The sequence below is a fragment of the Streptomyces sp. AJS327 genome (assembly GCF_013450295.1).
In the GTDB taxonomy this organism is placed as follows: Bacteria; Actinomycetota; Actinomycetes; order Streptomycetales; family Streptomycetaceae; genus Streptomyces.
This window is the reverse complement of the sequence record NZ_SKBR01000001.1, coordinates 190001-205557: the sequence shown is the minus strand read 5'-3', so window position 1 is coordinate 205557 and position 15557 is coordinate 190001. Positions and strand designations below refer to the sequence as shown.

Below are 15557 nucleotides of genomic sequence, written 5' to 3'. Positions count from 1 at the left end.
CCACGCCGCCGTCTCCGGCAGGTGCGCCGCTCCCCAACGGGGGTGCCGGTGACGTCGGTTGACGCGGAGCACCGTTGACGCGGAGGTCGTTGGCGGGAGCGGGGACTTCCTGTCCCGATCGGTGTCTTCGCCAGGTCCTAGGGTGACCGTCATGACCCCACGCACCTCCCCTCCCGTCACGTCCCCCGGGCCCGCCGACTCCCCCGGGCCCGCCGCGACGGCCCGTGTTCCCGCGCCCGCCAGCTCCGGACCATCCCCCGAACTGTCGCTCTCCGCCGACGAGGCCCGCAGGCTCGCGCTGCGCGCGCAGGGGTTCCTGGGCGCGCCGGACCGACGGGGCGGGGTGCGCGGGGTACTGCGCCAGCTGGGCGCCGTCCAGCTCGACACCATCTCGGTACTGGCCAGGTCACACGAGCTGATCCCGTACGCCCGGCTGGGCCCGGTAGGCCGCCGGACCATCGAGAGCGCCTACTGGTCGGGGGACCAGAGCTTCGAGTACTGGTCACACGCGGCGTGCGTACTGCCCATCGAGGAGTGGCCGCACTTCGCCTTCCGACGGCGCGCCATGCGCGCGAAGGAGCGGCGCTGGCATGATCTCGCCGACCGCGAGCGCTCCTGCGCCGCCGTACGGGAGCGGCTGACCGCCGACGGCCCGCTCACCACGGCCGACCTCGGCGGCGGCCGGAACGGCGGCGAGTGGTGGGACTGGTCGGACACCAAGATCGCGGTCGAGTCACTGCTCGACTACGGCGAGGTGGTCTGCACCCAACGGCGCGGCTGGAAGCGGGTGTACGACCTCGCGGAACGCGCCATCCCCGCCCACCTGCTGCACGACGACGTCGAGGACGCGGAGTGCCTCCGGCGACTCGTCACCCAGGCCGGCGCCGCGCTGGGCGTGGCCACCGTGGCCGACCTCGCCGACTACCACCGGCTGCGGGCCGAGCAGGTCCGCTCGGTGATCGCGGACACCGGACTGCGGCCGGTGGAGGTGGCGGGCTGGGCGAAGCCCGCCTGGGCGGACCCGGTGGCGCTGGACTCGGCCGACCGCCGGGGCAGGCACCGCACCACGCTGCTCTCCCCGTTCGACTCCCTGATCTGGGACCGGCCACGGACGGAGCGGATGTTCGGCTTCACGCACCGCCTGGAGGCGTACACCCCCCGTCCGAAGCGGATACACGGCTACTTCGCGATGCCGCTGCTGACCGGCGGACAGCTCGCGGGACGGGTGGACCCGGCACGCGAGGGCCGCACGCTCGTCGCCCGCCAGCTCTCCATGGACGGCGCCGGAACCGTCGAGCCGATGGCGCGAGCCCTGCGGGAAGCCGCCTCGTGGGTCGGCTGTGACGCGGTACGGGTGGAGCGCTGCGCCCCCGAAACCCTCCGCGCACCGCTGGAAAAGGCACTCAGCTGAGCCGGTGCCCGCGCGGGCGGAAGCGCGGGCGCCGGACGGGAGAGCGCGGCGGAACCGTGCGACGAGGCCGGGCCTGGGCCGGACGGTTCGTGTGACGGGCGTCCCGGCTGAGGGTCCGAGAGATTCGAGGGGAGCCAAGGGAGGTAAGAGGGGAGCCGAGGGGCCCGGGTGAGGGGGCGGGCGGCCGGTCCGGCTGGGGTCGTCCGAGGGATCGCGTACCGGGATCGCGGCGAAGTGCCGTCGGATGACGGCCCGTTGGCCGGACGCGGGTGACGGCCCGTTGGCCGGGTTCAGGTGACGTGCCGTCGCGCGGCCGCGGTTTACCAACCCGCCGAACGGGGCCGATGACCGTTCAGGCCCACACGCGGTGCGGCGGCCACCGTGGACCGCCGAAACGGGCAGACGTCGGTGGCCGAGGACGCACCGCGTCCGTTCCCGCCACCGAACAGCCGTCGGAGAGCAGCGAGTTGATGCCGGGACACGCGCGCCGTCCCGGCCCACGAGCCACGAGCCACGAGCCACGAGCCACGAGCCACGAGCCACGGATGATGATGCGCTGGGCTCGGTGACCGGCTGACGGTTGGCGTCTGACGGTGGGCCCGTTGCTGGGGTGTCGGTGCGGGACGGGGCAGATGGCGGAGGGGCGAACCGGGCCGCTGGTTCGGGGGCTCCGGTCGGGCATGGGCCGTCCGCCTACGGCCGGTTCAAGAGCACTCGTCAGCGCGCGCCCGCGCCCGGAGGCACCCCTGCCTTGGAGGACCCCCACCCGAAGAGCCCGTCCGAGGACACCCGTCCTGGGAACCCGTCCGAAAAGGGCTGGCCCGGGGGTCAGTTGGTCCGGGGACCAGTTGGGACTGACGGATCGGGGATGGCGTACGGCTCGGCGTCGCGGCCCGGCCGTCGGGGGCGGGCGGAGGGGCCGCCCCAACGAGCCACCGCTCAGCGGATTTCGAGGATCTTCTCGCGCATGGCGTACACCACCGCCTCCATCCGGGAGTGCAGTTGGAGCTTCTCCAGGATGTTGCGGACGTGGTTCTTGACGGTGTTCTCGGAGATGAACAACTCCTTGGCGATATCCCGGTTGTTCATCCCGGTCGCCACCAGCTTCAGTACCTCCAGCTCACGATCGGTCAGCTTGGGCGCGGGGACCAGTTTGCTCTCGTCGGTACGCTGGATCATCGACTTGAACTCGGTGAGCAGCTTCGCCGCCATCGACGGGCTGATCTGCGACTGTCCGTCCGCGACGGCGCGGATCGCGGTGGCCACCTCGTCCGTCGAGATCTCCTTCAGCAGGTAGCCCGTCGCCCCCGCCTTGATGGCCTCGTAGAGATCGGCCTCCTCGTCGCTGATGGTCAGCATGATGATGCGGGCGCTCGGCGCCACCTCCTTGAGGGAGGTGCACGCCTCGATCCCCCCGCGCTTGGGCATCCGCACATCCATCAGCACGATGTCCGGAAGCAGGTCCGCGGCCTTCTCCACCGCCTCAGCGCCGTCCCCCGCCTCCCCGATGACCTGGATGTCCTCCTCCTGTGCGAGGACGATCTCCAACCCCCGCCGGAAGAGCGCGTGGTCGTCGACCACCAGGACCCGGATGGGCTCCTCGCACGACTCACGGTCGCGCGGCTCCTCCCCCACAGGACCCGGGTGTGCGTCGGGCCTGGGCATCGCGGGCCCGAAGCTCTCCACCATCGTTCCTCCCCCTGCAAGCTGTGCCGCACCAACCCGGCGGCAGAGCACGCCCGTTGGTGTGGATCCTGATGTTACTCATGCCCGCGCCCCCGGCCGGGCCGTCGACCATGCCGGGGGCGCTACATCAGGCCGGTACCCCACGGGGCCGGTCAGCCGCCCAGGGCGCCGCCCGCACCGGGCGGCGGTTCCTCGACGAACGGATCCGTCTCCAGATGGATCACGCCGTAGTCGTAGCCGTGACGCCGGTAGACCACGCTGGGCTGTTTCGTCTCGGCGTCGACGAAGAGATAGAAGTCGTGCCCGACCAACTCCATCTCGTAGAGCGCCTGGTCGAGCGCCATGGGCGCGGCGGCGTGGGTCTTCTCCCGGACCACCAGCGGACCGTCTCCCCGCACCTCCAACGGGCCGACCCGCTTCACCGGTGGCTGCGCGTCCTCCTCGGGGGCCGCCGCGGCGGCCTCGTCCAGCTCCCGGTTCAGTTCCTCCGCGAGGTGAGCGGTGGCCTCCGCCACGCTCTGCGGGCCGCGGTTCCCCGACCGGTGCACACGGCGCTTGTCGTGCTGCTTCCGCAGCCGGGCCTCCAGCTTGGAGGAGGCGAGATCGAGGGCCGCGTACGGATCCCGGGCCGCCGCCTCCGCCCGGATGACCGGCCCCCTGGAGCGCAGGGTGATCTCCACCCTGTCGGAACGGTCGGCCTGCCGGGGGTTGTGCTCCTTGCACACCTCGACGTCCAGGCTTATCACCTTTCCATCGAGCTTCTTGATTTTCTCCAGCTTCTCGGCCACGTGCTTGCGGAACCGGTCGGGCACCTCGGTCTTACGGCCCTTGACGACGATGTCCACGCAGAACTCCGTTCCGGAAGGCTTCCGCGGTGCGCGGAGCGCATCCTTGGTGCACTGACTTCCGGCGGCTCGGCCTCGTGGCCGTTCACCACCGGCATGACGTCGGCTTGCGGCTTTCACCTCCTTCTCCCCCATTGGGAAGATCGCCACCCCAATTCCGAACGTACCTCCAACGGAGGAGGCGCGGCACCCCCTACTGATACGTACCTGGGATTCGCCGCCGAATTTCGCTGCTCCCCACCTGCGACGATGTACCGCCTCTCGCGCCGCCGCCGGCTCCCGCCCCGGAGTGGAGTCCTCCCCTCAGCCACCGGTCCGCACCGCGAGCACGGCCGCGCCCGTCACCCGGCCCGAACCGGCCCGCACCGCACGGACGGCCTCGCCGAGCGTGGCGCCGGTGGTCATCAGATCGTCCACCAGCACCACCGGGGCACCACCGAGCGCACGGCCGCTGCCGGGCAGCGCCTCCAGCGCCCCGCCGATGTTCCGCGCGCGCCGGGTGGCGCTCAGCCCCGCCTGGTCGGCCACCGCCCGGCGCTGGCGCAGCACCGGCAGCACCCTGGCCGGGAACCCCTCAGCGCGCAGGGCACGGGCCGCCGCGACCGCCAGCCGACGCACCGGATCATGGCCACGACGCGCGGTCGACCGCCGGGCCGAGGGAACCGGCACCAGGGTCACCGGAGGTATCCGCCCGTCGGGGGCCCCGCCCTCGGCACCGCGCCCACCGTCCAGGCTGTCCACCCGGCGCACCGCACGGGCCAGCGCCGATCCCAGGGGAGCCGCCAGCCGCAGGGCGCCCCGTTCCTTGTGCGCGAGCAGGACCGCGCGTATCTCGTCTCCGTAGGTGCCGACCGCGTAGACCGGGGGAAGGCCGGGGAACAGGGAGGAGGCACCGGCCCGCCACGGGGCGGTGCCGAGAAGGGCGCGTGCGCACCCCACACACAGGCCGTCCCGCGTCCGCGGTGCGCCGCATCCGGCGCAGTCCACGGGCAGGAGCAGTCCCGCCAGCTCTCTCAGGAGCGTCTGCCAAAGCCCTCGCATGGCTCCCACTCTGGCAGCACGCCCCACCGGCTACCACCCCTGTGGATAACTCCCGAACCGGTCGGAAACCCCTGGAAAACTCCTGGTCAGCGCGTTACCTGACCTGCGGTTAGGCGGTGGCCGCCAGCTGCCGCGTCCCGGCACCCACCCCACCGGGGCCTGCCCGGGCTCAGGCCCCGCGACCCGTTCTCGCCACCCGGACCCGAGCGGGGCGAGACCATGACAGGGAGCAGGGAGCAGGGAGCAGGGAGCAGGGAGCAGGGAGCAGGGGGCGCGGCCCGGCGCACCGGCTCAGCCCGGGTAGGCCGGGGCCGATCCGCCGTCGGTGACCCGCTTCCAGTTGGCGTCCGGCGGCAGCCGCACGATCCCGTCCTCCGAGTCGGCCAGCAGCGGCTTGCTCTGGTCCTCCGAGGCGGCGACGCCGGTCACGTCGTTGATCCCGGGCAGCGCCGGCTGGTTGGAGACGGAGCCGTCCGTTTCCAGGTACTGCAACTGCTGGACGCTGCCGGACTGCCGTCCGACCACCACCAGCGTGCTGCCGCCCGCCCAGGACGCGGCGACCACGTCCTCCAACTGGGGTGCGAGGGGCCGCAGGTCCGCGATCCTGGCCCGCGAGTCCGCGTTGCTGCCGTACCGCTCCACCCTGCCGAGCCGCAGCGAGGCGTCGCCGTCCGGCTCCCGGATGCGCAGCGCGATCCGCACCCCGTCCGAGGAGACCTTCAGCGACTCGATACGCCGGTCCTTGCCGAGTCCCGGCACCCTGACCTCCTGCGGCTTCTCCTCTCCCCCTCGGGAGCGCAGCAGCCGCTGCCCGTCGGGGTCCCGGTCAGCCACCCAGAGGTCGCCCAGGCCGTCCCAGCTCGGCACGGACAGCCGGTCCTCCTCCCGCTTCGCGCCGCTGGTGACCAGCGGTTTCGGCAGCGGACCGGCGTCCTCCAGCGAGGAGACGTACAGTTCGCCCCGGCCCCGGGAGACGGCGGCGCCCATCTCCTCCACCCGGTTGACGGCGATGCCACCCATCTCCGTCTCGCCGCTGCCGAGCGGCCCGGTGACCGGCTTCGCGCGCTCGCTGCTGCCCGCGAGGGCGGAGACTCGGTGCTTCTTGTCGATGAAGTACTGGTGCTCGGCCCGGCCGTTGAGGCGGCCCGGCTCGTACTCCTCGGCCTGCTCCCGCGTCTGCGAACAGAGGTCCTCGCCGTCCGGCCCCTCCAGCGCCACCTTGCTGACCTTGGCCGACGCCTGGTTCTGCACGGTGTGCAGGGTCTGGGCGGCCATGCGCACACAGCGCCCGCGTTCGGCCCCCGCCCCCGCCTCGTTCAGCCGCACGGTCAGGGCGCCCGAGTCGTCCAGGGAGAGCCGCTGCCGTGGCGCGAGCGCCGAGCCCCGGGGGAACGCCGAGGTCACCACCGGCCGCAGCCAGTCCGAGGGCCCCTTGAGCAGCGCGGTCACCGTCTGGGTCACCGGGTCTATCCGGCGGCGCAGGTAGACGGGGTCGGCGACCAGCACGTCCTGGCCGCCCTCCACCACGTCCGGTGCCAGCCGGGCGTAGTAGTACGTGTTGATCGGCCGGTATATCCGCTGGAAGTCCGACTCCCCGAGGACCAGGCCGTCGGGCAGCCGGTCGATCCGCCACTCGCCACCAACCTTGACCAGGTCGAACGCCCGTTGGAAGGTGCCGCCCCGGGGCGCGTACGCCTTGTCGCGGTCCACGATCGCCATACGCGGACCGGAGACCCGCACGGTGTACGGGCCGTCATCACCGCCGTAGGAGTCCCGCCCGTTCGAACGGTGGCCCTGCGGTTCGGCGCTGGGCCCCTCGGAGAGCACCGTGGTCCTGGCGAACGGGTCCCAGCGGTCGCGCGCCTCGTCGGTGAGGTACTGCCGCGCCGTGCCGAACGCCGCCTCGTCGCTCGTGGTGGCCTCCAGGAAGCCACGGACGATCTGCTGCGGCGTCTCGCCCTTCTGCGGGCTGACGCTGAACACCCGGACCTGCGAGTCGGAATCGGTCCGGTGTGACGAGTCGACGTGATCCACCTTCCCGCCGTCCGGCATCGAGGCGCAGCCCGACAGCAGCAGTCCCACCGCCGCGAGCAGCACACCGGCACACCGCGGGGCCCGGGACCGAGGCGCGCTCCGCCGCCCCCGTCCGGCGCGCGGTTCAGCGCTCCCGTACCGGGTTATTCGGCGCTCAGCCGTCATCGCCGCTGCCCTCCCAGGTCTCCTGAGCGTCCCGCGCCCCCGTCCGTACCCCGTCCGCGCCCCGCCGCCGGTCCGCGCCGTTCGTCTCCGCCCGCGCGCCGCCCGGCTCCTTCGCGGACGACGGCTCGATGGCGGCCCGCGTGGGGACGGCGGGCGCCACGGACGCCGCGGAGTTCACGGACGTCGCCGAAGCCGCCGACTTCGCAGCGCCGGGGGTGGACGGCGGAACCGCGTCGTCCGCCCGGGCCGGGACGACCGCGCCCAGACCACGCTTGCGGCGCGAGTCGGCCGGTTCCAGCGGGATGGGGGACGCCCGGAGCGCGTCCCCCGCCGCACACGGAAGAGTGAGCCGGAACTGGGAACCGCCCCCCGGCTCGCCCCACGCCTGGAGCCAGCCGCCGTGCAGCCGCGCGTCCTCCAGGGCGATGGAGAGGCCGAGGCCGGAGCCACCGGTGGTGCGAGCCCGGGCGGGATCGGCCCGCCAGAAACGGTTGAAGACCCGGTCAACCTCGGTCTTCCGCAGTCCGACGCCGTAGTCCCGCACCGCCACCGCCACCGTGCCCTGCGCCGAGGCCAGCCGCACGACCACGTCGCGTCCCTCACCGTGTTCGACCGCGTTGTCGACGAGGTTGCGCAACACCCGCTCGATCCGGCGACTGTCGGCTTCGACAACGACCGGCCGCTCGTCACCCGTGATCAGGATCCGGCTGCCCTTGCACTCCGCGAGCGGCTCGGCACCGGTCACCACCCCTCGCACCACGTTCCGCAGATCGACCGGGGACGCCTCCAGGTTGGCCGCCCCCGCGTCGAACCGGCTGATCTCCAGCAGGTCCGCGAGCAGCGACTCGAACCGGTCCAGCTGACCGAGCAGCAGCTCGGCCGAGCGAGCGGTGACCGGATCGAAGTCGTCCCGCGCCTCGTGGATCACGTCCGCCGCCATCCGCACCGTCGTCAGCGGGGTACGCAGTTCGTGGGACACGTCCGAGACGAACCGGCGCTGCATCCGGGACAGGTCCTCCAGCTGGTGAATCTTGAGCTGGAGATTCTTGGCCATCTTGTTGAAGGACTCGCCGAGCCGCGCGATGTCGTCCTCGCCGGTGACCTTCATCCGCTCCTGGAGCCTCCCGGCCGCCAGCCGCTCCGAGATCCCCGCGGCCATCCGCACGGGGGTCACCACCTGCCGCACCACCAGCCAGGCGATCGCGCCGAAGAGCACGACCACGAAGACCCCCGCGGTGGCGAGCGTCCCCTTCACCAGCGTGAGCGACTCCTCCTCCTGGCTGAACGGATAGACGTAGTACAGCTGGTACGGGTTACCCCGCGGGTCGTTGAGTCGCTTGCCGACGATCAGCGCCGCCTCGCTGTCCCCGTTCTGGTGGTGTGCGCGCGCGTAACGGCGGTGCGTGCCGGGCTGTTCGTCCAACGCGCGGCGCAGGTCCGCGGGCACCGTCTCCTCCGGCCGGATATCGCCGGAGGAACGTGGGCCCCTGGTACCGGTCCCCGAGTCGAGGAACGGCGCCTCGTCGTTCTGCGAACCGAGCGCCACCACCGAGTAGACGCCCTGCCCACCACTGGCCAGCTGTTCGACCAGGTTGTTCAGCCAGGTACCGACGTTCTGCGCGCTCCGCCCCGCGTTCCGCGCCGCGCCATCCTCGCCGCCACGGGTGGCGCCCACCCCGTCGGCCATCTGCTGGGCGGCGGCGAATCCGCCCGCCGCCTGGCTCTGCGCCGCCTTCTCCTTGGCCTCCAGCAGACCGTTCCGCACCTGCCCGATCACCACCACGCCGAGCAGCAACACCACTCCGAGCGTCATCGCCAGCGTCGCCGCGACCACCCGAAGCTGGATGTTCCGGCGCCACAGCCGCAGTACCGGAAGCAGGGGCCGACGCACCCAGCGCACGAAGAACCGCACCATCGGATGAGCGCGCGGGCCGGTGGCGCCCTCCGGGAGGAGGCTGTCGGAGAAGAGCACCCCACTGCGCCACAACCGCCGAAACTTCGACATTTCGGACTCACGGTCCGTGGTCCGCCCCCCGCCCTCCGGGGGCCGGACCGAACCGTTCACCGACATCTCAGCTGGGCCCGGCCTTGTATCCCACGCCGCGCACCGTCACCACGATCTCCGGACGCTCCGGGTCCTTCTCCACCTTGGACCGCAGCCGCTGCACATGGACGTTGACCAGCCGCGTGTCCGCCGCGTGCCGGTACCCCCAGACCTGCTCCAACAGCACCTCACGGGTGAACACCTGCCACGGCTTCCGCGCCAGCGCCACCAGCAGGTCGAACTCCAGGGGCGTCAAGGCGATCGACTGCCCCTCCCGCTTGACCGAGTGACCGGCGACATCGATCACCAGATCCCCGATCGCCAGCTGCTCCGGAGCGGGCTCCTCCGACCTCCGCAGCCGGGCCCGGATCCGCGCCACCAGCTCCTTCGGCTTGAACGGCTTGACGATGTAGTCATCGGCCCCGGACTCCAGGCCCACGACGACGTCCACCGTGTCGCTCTTGGCCGTCAGCATGACCACGGGCACCCCGGACTCGGCCCGGATCAGCCGGCACACGTCGATGCCGTCCCGGCCCGGCAGCATCAGGTCGAGCAGCACCAGGTCCGGCTTCGTCTCACGGAACGCGGCGAGCGCCTTGTCACCGTCCGCCACGAACGACGGTTCAAAGCCTTCGCCGCGCAGCACGATGCCGAGCATCTCTGACAGTGCGGTGTCGTCGTCAACGACGAGGACGCGTCCCTTCATGAACTCATCATCCCATTGCCCGATCGTGGCTCTGCCCTCCGTGACGTGGAACACAGCGCCGCCAGTCCTTCCCCGGTCACCGGCGACACCACGCCCCGCTCCGTGACGATCGCCGAGACCAGCTCGGGCGGTGTCACGTCGAAGGCCGGGTTGTACGCCGCGGCTCCAGCCGGAGCCGTCCGCACCCCTCTCCCCTCTCCGGAGGACGAACCGAACCAGGTCACCTCGTCCCCCGATCGGTGCTCGACCTCGATGTCGGCGCCCCGCTCCGTCTCCGGATCCACCGTGGACACCGGCGCGACGACGATGAACGGCACCCGGTGGTAACGCGCCAACACGGCCAGCGGATAGCTGCCCACCTTGTTCGCGACCGAGCCGTCCGCCGCGACCCGGTCCGCCCCGATCAGCACCGCGTCCACCTCCCCCGCCCCGAACAGCGAACCCGCCGCACCATCGGCCAGCACCGCGTGGTCCATCCCCGCGCGCACCGCCTCGTACGCCGTGAGCCGCGCCCCCTGAAGCAGCGGCCGGGTCTCGTCAATCCACAGCTTCCGCAGTTCCCCCGCCTCGTGCACCGCGCTGACCACACCCAGCGCGGTCCCCCGGCCACCCGACACCAGCGCCCCGGTGTTGCAGTGGGTGAGCAGCCGCATCGGCCCCTCCGGCAGCAGCTCGCGGAGCAGCGTACGGCCGTGCGCCGCCATCCGCTCGGCCGCCTCGGCGTCCTCCCGGTGCAGCGTACGGGCCTCCGCCAGCGCCGCGGCGGCCGCCTCCGCGGCACCCCGGCCCAGCGCCTCCCGGTACGCGCGCTCCGTCCGGCGCACGCCGTAACCGAGGTTCACCGCCGTGGGCCGGGCGTACGCCAGCAGATCCGCGGCCTCCGCGACATCCGCGCCACGGACCGCGGCCAGCGCCACCCCGTAGGCGCCCGTCAGCCCCAGCGCTGGTGCCCCCCGCACCGCGAGCCGCTGGATCGCCTCCACCAGGGACGGCACGTCCGCGCATACCAGCTCGACCTCCTCCGCCGGAAGGCGCGTCTGGTCCAGGATCCCGACCGCTGGCCCCGTGGGCGGCTCCACCCAGCGCAGGGTGGGCACAGATTCTCCAGCCATCCGCACAGTCTGCCCCCTCACGGGGGGCTCCAGAAGCCACCCGCGCACCAGCACCGGCGCCTTGGGCCCACCAGCCCCATGACACGATGGCTGAGAATCAGCCGACAGCGCCACACGACCCGAGGTGACCACACGTGAACGACTCTCCGGGCCGGGCGTCCTCCGGATCCTCCGAGTCCGGGGCCGATCGCCCCTCCGGAAACCCTGAGGGTGGGGACGCACCCCGTGGAGAGCGGCCCGCCCCCGCCGCCCAGCCCGGCCCCAACTGGTCCCCGGACCAGCCTCCACCGGCTCGGACGCCCGGCTGGGGAACCGCTGGCCCGCGCCCAGGCGGGCCCGGCCGAGGTCCCGGAGGCGGCGGCTCCGCACCCCAGCCCGGGGTCGTCCCCCTACGTCCCCTGAGCGTCGGCGAGCTCGTGGGAGGGGCGTTCCGCACGGCACGCACCCACTGGCGTACGGTGCTGGGCCTCACGTTCGCCGTCGCGCTCGTCACTGAGCTGGTCTCCCTGCTGGTGGCCCGCTACTGGCTGGACGGTGACGGGCTCAACGCGCTCCAGGACAACCCCGAGCCGACGTCGGAAGAACTGGTCACCGCGCTCAGGTCATCCATCAGCGCGCTCGCCGCGGACAGCGTCGTCATACTCATCGGCAACGTGCTGATCACCGCCCTCCTGACGATCATCGTCGGCCGGGCCGTCCTCGGACGGCGGGTGACGCCCGGCGAAGCATGGCACGACGGCCGCCGTCACCTGTCCCGAGTCCTCGGCCTCACCCTGCTGTTGGGCCTGATCATCATCGGCGCCGTGGTCGCCTGCGTCGTGCCCGGTGCCGCGATGATGGCCGCGGGCTCGGACGAGGGCGGAGCCTCCCTGATCCTCCTGGGCAGCGCGGTGGGCATCGTGCTGGCGGTCTGGCTCTGGATCCGCTTCTGCCTCGCCGCACCGGCCCTGGTCCTCGAACGGCAGGGCGTCGTCGCAGCGCTGCGCAGGTCCGCGAAGCTCGTCGAGAACGCCTGGTGGCGGACGTTCGGGGTCCAACTGGTCGCCCTGGCCGTCGTCCTCATCGTGGGCGTCCTCGCGCAGCTGCCAACCTCCCTGATCGCAGCGGCGGTCGGCGTCGAACCCCCAGAAGACGCCGGTCTCGGAGGCTCGTTGGACACCAGTTGGTCATACCTGATCGTCACGGGAATCGGAGGCGTGCTCTCCTCGACCGTCGCCCTGCCGATCACCGCGGGCATCACCACGCTCCTCTACCTGGACCAGCGCATCCGCCGCGAATCCCTCGACCTGGAGCTGGCCCGAGCCGCTGGCGTCCCCGGCTACGGCGAGGACGGCCCAGCGACACCGCCAACTCGCCGCTGACGCCCCGATATCCACACCACCGACAAGGGACGCCGCACCACCGCGGCGTCCCTTCGTCATATCTATCCCTACACCTGTCCCTCCGGCAGTCCCACCGCCGTGCCGAAGGACGTCCTCGAAGCCTGATGGCCCGAAACGCCCAGCGCCGACTCCCCCTGGACGGCGCCCGGTCGTACGTGGTCGGCCGTCACCTCCACACCGCCCTCGCGGTGCCAGTTGGGGCTCACCCTCGCCCCGGAGGATCGGCCGGAGATGACGAGCCCCAGAAAGCACCCACCCGATCCCTCTCTGAACGCGAAAAAGGGCAGCGGCCCTCACGGGGACACCCCCATGAAAACCACTACCCTCAGAAAACGACACCCCACAAACGCGAAGAGGCCCTGGAACCAGTGCTCTCACACCGGCCTCCAGGGCCTCAACCACACAAAGTTCGGCGGTGACCTACTCTCCCACGAGGTCCCCCTCGCAGTACCATCGGCGCTGGCAGGCTTAGCTTCCGGGTTCGGAATGTAACCGGGCGTTCCCCCACCGCTATAACCACCGAAACACACCCACACCAACAACCCACCCCCACAAACAAGGGCATGAGCCACATCGGCATGGAAAACACGCAACACACTCTTCAAAAATAAACAAAGAAGAATAGTCGTTGTCTCAGAAACCACACAGTGAACGCGAGCACCTACGGACAAGCCCTCGGCCTATTAGTACCGGTCAACTCCACCCATTACTAGGCTTCCATATCCGGCCTATCAACCCCGTCATCTCCAGGGAGCCTTAACCCCACAAAGGGGGTGGGAGTCCTCATCTCGAAGCAGGCTTCCCGCTTAGATGCTTTCAGCGGTTATCCCTCCCGAACGTAGCCAACCAGCCATGCCCTTGGCAGAACAACTGGCACACCAGAGGTTCGTCCGTCCCGGTCCTCTCGTACTAGGGACAGCCCTTCTCAAGACTCCTCCGCGCGCAGCGGATAGGGACCGAACTGTCTCACGACGTTCTAAACCCAGCTCGCGTACCGCTTTAATGGGCGAACAGCCCAACCCTTGGGACCGACTCCAGCCCCAGGATGCGACGAGCCGACATCGAGGTGCCAAACCATCCCGTCGATACGGACTCTTGGGGAAGATCAGCCTGTTATCCCCGGGGTACCTTTTATCCGTTGAGCGACGGCGCTTCCACAAGCCACCGCCGGATCACTAGTCCCGACTTTCGTCCCTGCTCGACCCGTCAGTCTCACAGTCAAGCTCCCTTGTGCACTTACACTCACCACCTGATGACCAACCAGGCTGAGGGAACCTTTGGGCGCCTCCGTTACCCTTTAGGAGGCAACCGCCCCAGTTAAACTACCCACCAGACACTGTCCCTGATCCGGATCACGGACCCAGGTTCAGGCATCCAGCACGACCAGAGTGGTATTTCAACAACGACTCCACCAACGCTGGCGCGTCAATATCACAGTCTCCCACCTATCCTACACAAGCCGAACCGAACACCAATATCAAGCTATAGTAAAGGTCCCGGGGTCTTTCCGTCCTGCTGCGCGAAACGAGCATCTTTACTCGTAGTGCAATTTCACCGGGCCTATGGTTGAGACAGCCGAGAAGTCGTTACGCCATTCGTGCAGGTCGGAACTTACCCGACAAGGAATTTCGCTACCTTAGGATGGTTATAGTTACCACCGCCGTTTACTGGCGCTTAAGTTCCCAGCCCCGCCACCCCCAAAAGAGCAGCTCACCGGTCCCCTTAACGTTCCAGCACCGGGCAGGCGTCAGTCCGTATACATCGCCTTACGGCTTCGCACGGACCTGTGTTTTTAATAAACAGTCGCTTCTCGCTGGTCTCTGCGGCCACACCCAGCTCACACCGAAAAGGTGATCACCAAACATGGCCCCCCTTCTCCCGAAGTTACGGGGGCATTTTGCCGAGTTCCTTAACCATAGTTCACCCGAACGCCTCGGTATTCTCTACCAGACCACCTGAGTCGGTTTCGGGTACGGGCCGCCACACACCTCGCTAGAGGCTTTTCTCGACAGCACAGGATCATCCACTTCACCACAATCGGCTCGGCATCAGGTCTCACCCCTATAACGGTGCACGGATTTCCCTGCACACCGGGCTACACCCTTACCCCGGGACAACCACCGCCCGGGCTGGACTACCTCACTGCGTCACCCCATCACTCACCTACTACAGACTTGGACCGTCGGATCCACCCTCAAGCCTCCGAAGAGAACAAGAAGACTTCACGGACTTAGCATCACCTGATTCAATGCTTGACGGTGCATAGCGGGTACCGGAATATCAACCGGTTCTCCATCGACTACGCCTGTCGGCCTCGCCTTAGGTCCCGACTTACCCTGGGCAGATCAGCTTGACCCAGGAACCCTTAGTCAATCGGCGCACACGTTTCTCACGCATGTATCGCTACTCATGCCTGCATTCTCACTCGCATACCATCCACGGCTCGCTCACACGACCGCTTCACCCGGCACACGACGCTCCCCTACCCACCCACACACCCGTTAAGGCACACATGTGAGTGACACGACTTCGGCGGTGTACTTGAGCCCCGCTACATTATCGGCGCAGAATCACTTGACCAGTGAGCTATTACGCACTCTTTCAAGGATGGCTGCTTCTAAGCCAACCTCCTGGTTGTCCCTGCGACTCCACATCCTTTCCCACTTAGCACACGCTTAGGGGCCTTAGTCGATGCTCTGGGCTGTTTCCCTCTCGACCATGGAGCTTATCCCCCACAGTCTCACTGCCGCGCTCTCACTTACCGGCATTCGGAGTTTGGCTAAGGTCAGTAACCCGGTAAGGCCCATCGCCTACCCAGTGCTCTACCTCCGGCAAGAAACACACGACGCTGCACCTAAATGCATTTCGGGGAGAACCAGCTATCACGAAGTTTGATTGGCCTTTCACCCCTAACCACAGGTCATCCCCCAGGTTTTCAACCCTGGTGGGTTCGGGCCTCCACACGGTCTTACCCGCGCTTCACCCTGCCCATGGCTAGATCACTCCGCTTCGGGTCTAGGACACACTACTCAACGCCCTTATCGGACTCGCTTTCGCTACGGCTCCCCCACACGGGTTAACCTCGCAACATGCCGCAAACTCGCAGGCTCATTCTTCAAAAGGCACGCAGT

The 15557-nt window shown here is 69.5% G+C and carries 9 protein-coding genes and 2 rRNA genes (1 of these 11 cut by a window edge); 2 read left to right on the top strand and 9 right to left on the bottom strand.

Annotated features, from left to right (window positions below):
* Positions 1-151 precede the first annotated feature (151 nt).
* Entirely contained in the window at positions 152-1411 is a 1260-nt protein-coding gene (locus E0L36_RS00775; RefSeq protein ID WP_180926916.1) for a winged helix-turn-helix domain-containing protein, read from the top strand.
* 939 nt (positions 1412-2350) lie between these two features.
* Here the strand turns inward: E0L36_RS00775 and E0L36_RS00770 are convergent.
* The 7 genes from E0L36_RS00770 to mtnA form a co-directional block, all read right to left on the bottom strand.
* Positions 2351-3100: a response regulator transcription factor gene (locus E0L36_RS00770; protein ID WP_180926915.1), complete on the bottom strand. Its 750-nt coding sequence runs from the start codon at positions 3098-3100 to the stop codon at positions 2351-2353.
* Between the two features lie 149 nt (positions 3101-3249).
* Positions 3250-3942 carry a ribosome hibernation-promoting factor, HPF/YfiA family gene (hpf, locus tag E0L36_RS00765; RefSeq protein ID WP_308416583.1) on the bottom strand — a complete coding sequence of 231 codons (693 nt, stop codon included), beginning with the start codon at positions 3940-3942 and terminating at the stop codon, positions 3250-3252.
* A 303-nt stretch (positions 3943-4245) separates the two neighbouring features.
* Positions 4246-4983: a ComF family protein gene (locus tag E0L36_RS00760; protein ID WP_180926914.1), complete on the bottom strand. Its 738-nt coding sequence runs from the start codon at positions 4981-4983 to the stop codon at positions 4246-4248.
* 291 nt (positions 4984-5274) lie between these two features.
* On the bottom strand, positions 5275-7080 hold the full coding sequence (locus E0L36_RS00755) for an LpqB family beta-propeller domain-containing protein (RefSeq protein ID WP_308416582.1): 1806 nt from the start codon (positions 7078-7080) through the stop codon (positions 5275-5277).
* A 91-nt stretch (positions 7081-7171) separates the two neighbouring features.
* Complete coding sequence (mtrB, locus tag E0L36_RS00750; RefSeq protein ID WP_180926912.1) at positions 7172-9253, bottom strand: MtrAB system histidine kinase MtrB; 2082 nt, start codon at positions 9251-9253, stop codon at positions 7172-7174.
* 1 nt (position 9254) lies between these two features.
* Positions 9255-9932 (bottom strand): two-component system response regulator MtrA, encoded by a 678-nt coding sequence (gene mtrA, locus E0L36_RS00745; RefSeq protein ID WP_180926911.1) that lies wholly within the window; start codon positions 9930-9932, stop codon positions 9255-9257.
* Positions 9929-11044: an S-methyl-5-thioribose-1-phosphate isomerase gene (gene mtnA, locus E0L36_RS00740; RefSeq protein WP_180926910.1), complete on the bottom strand. Its 1116-nt coding sequence runs from the start codon at positions 11042-11044 to the stop codon at positions 9929-9931. Before mtnA ends, mtrA begins: the two co-directional genes overlap by 4 nt.
* Before the next feature lie 416 nt (positions 11045-11460).
* On the opposite strand from mtnA, the gene E0L36_RS28150 reads away from it, so the two are divergent.
* Entirely contained in the window at positions 11461-12405 is a 945-nt protein-coding gene (locus E0L36_RS28150; RefSeq protein ID WP_308416581.1) for a glycerophosphoryl diester phosphodiesterase membrane domain-containing protein, read from the top strand.
* 428 nt (positions 12406-12833) lie between these two features.
* Here E0L36_RS28150 and rrf read toward each other — a convergent pair.
* Positions 12834-12950 (bottom strand): 5S ribosomal RNA (rrf, locus tag E0L36_RS00730).
* Positions 12951-13089: 139 nt separating this feature from the next.
* Positions 13090-15557 (bottom strand): 23S ribosomal RNA (locus E0L36_RS00725); it runs 659 nt beyond the window's last position.

Excerpts from the sequence above, each read along its gene's own strand:
- mtrA (WP_180926911.1), bottom strand. The coding sequence starts at position 9,932 with ATGAAGGGACGCGTCCTCGTCGTTGACGACGACACCGCACTGTCAGAG.
- E0L36_RS00775 (WP_180926916.1), top strand. The coding sequence starts at position 152 with ATGACCCCACGCACCTCCCCTCCCGTCACGTCCCCCGGGCCCGCCGAC.
- mtnA (WP_180926910.1), bottom strand. The coding sequence starts at position 11,044 with ATGGCTGGAGAATCTGTGCCCACCCTGCGCTGGGTGGAGCCGCCCACG.
- E0L36_RS00760 (WP_180926914.1), bottom strand. The coding sequence starts at position 4,983 with ATGCGAGGGCTTTGGCAGACGCTCCTGAGAGAGCTGGCGGGACTGCTC.
- E0L36_RS00770 (WP_180926915.1), bottom strand. The coding sequence starts at position 3,100 with ATGGTGGAGAGCTTCGGGCCCGCGATGCCCAGGCCCGACGCACACCCG.
- mtrB (WP_180926912.1), bottom strand. The coding sequence starts at position 9,253 with ATGTCGGTGAACGGTTCGGTCCGGCCCCCGGAGGGCGGGGGGCGGACC.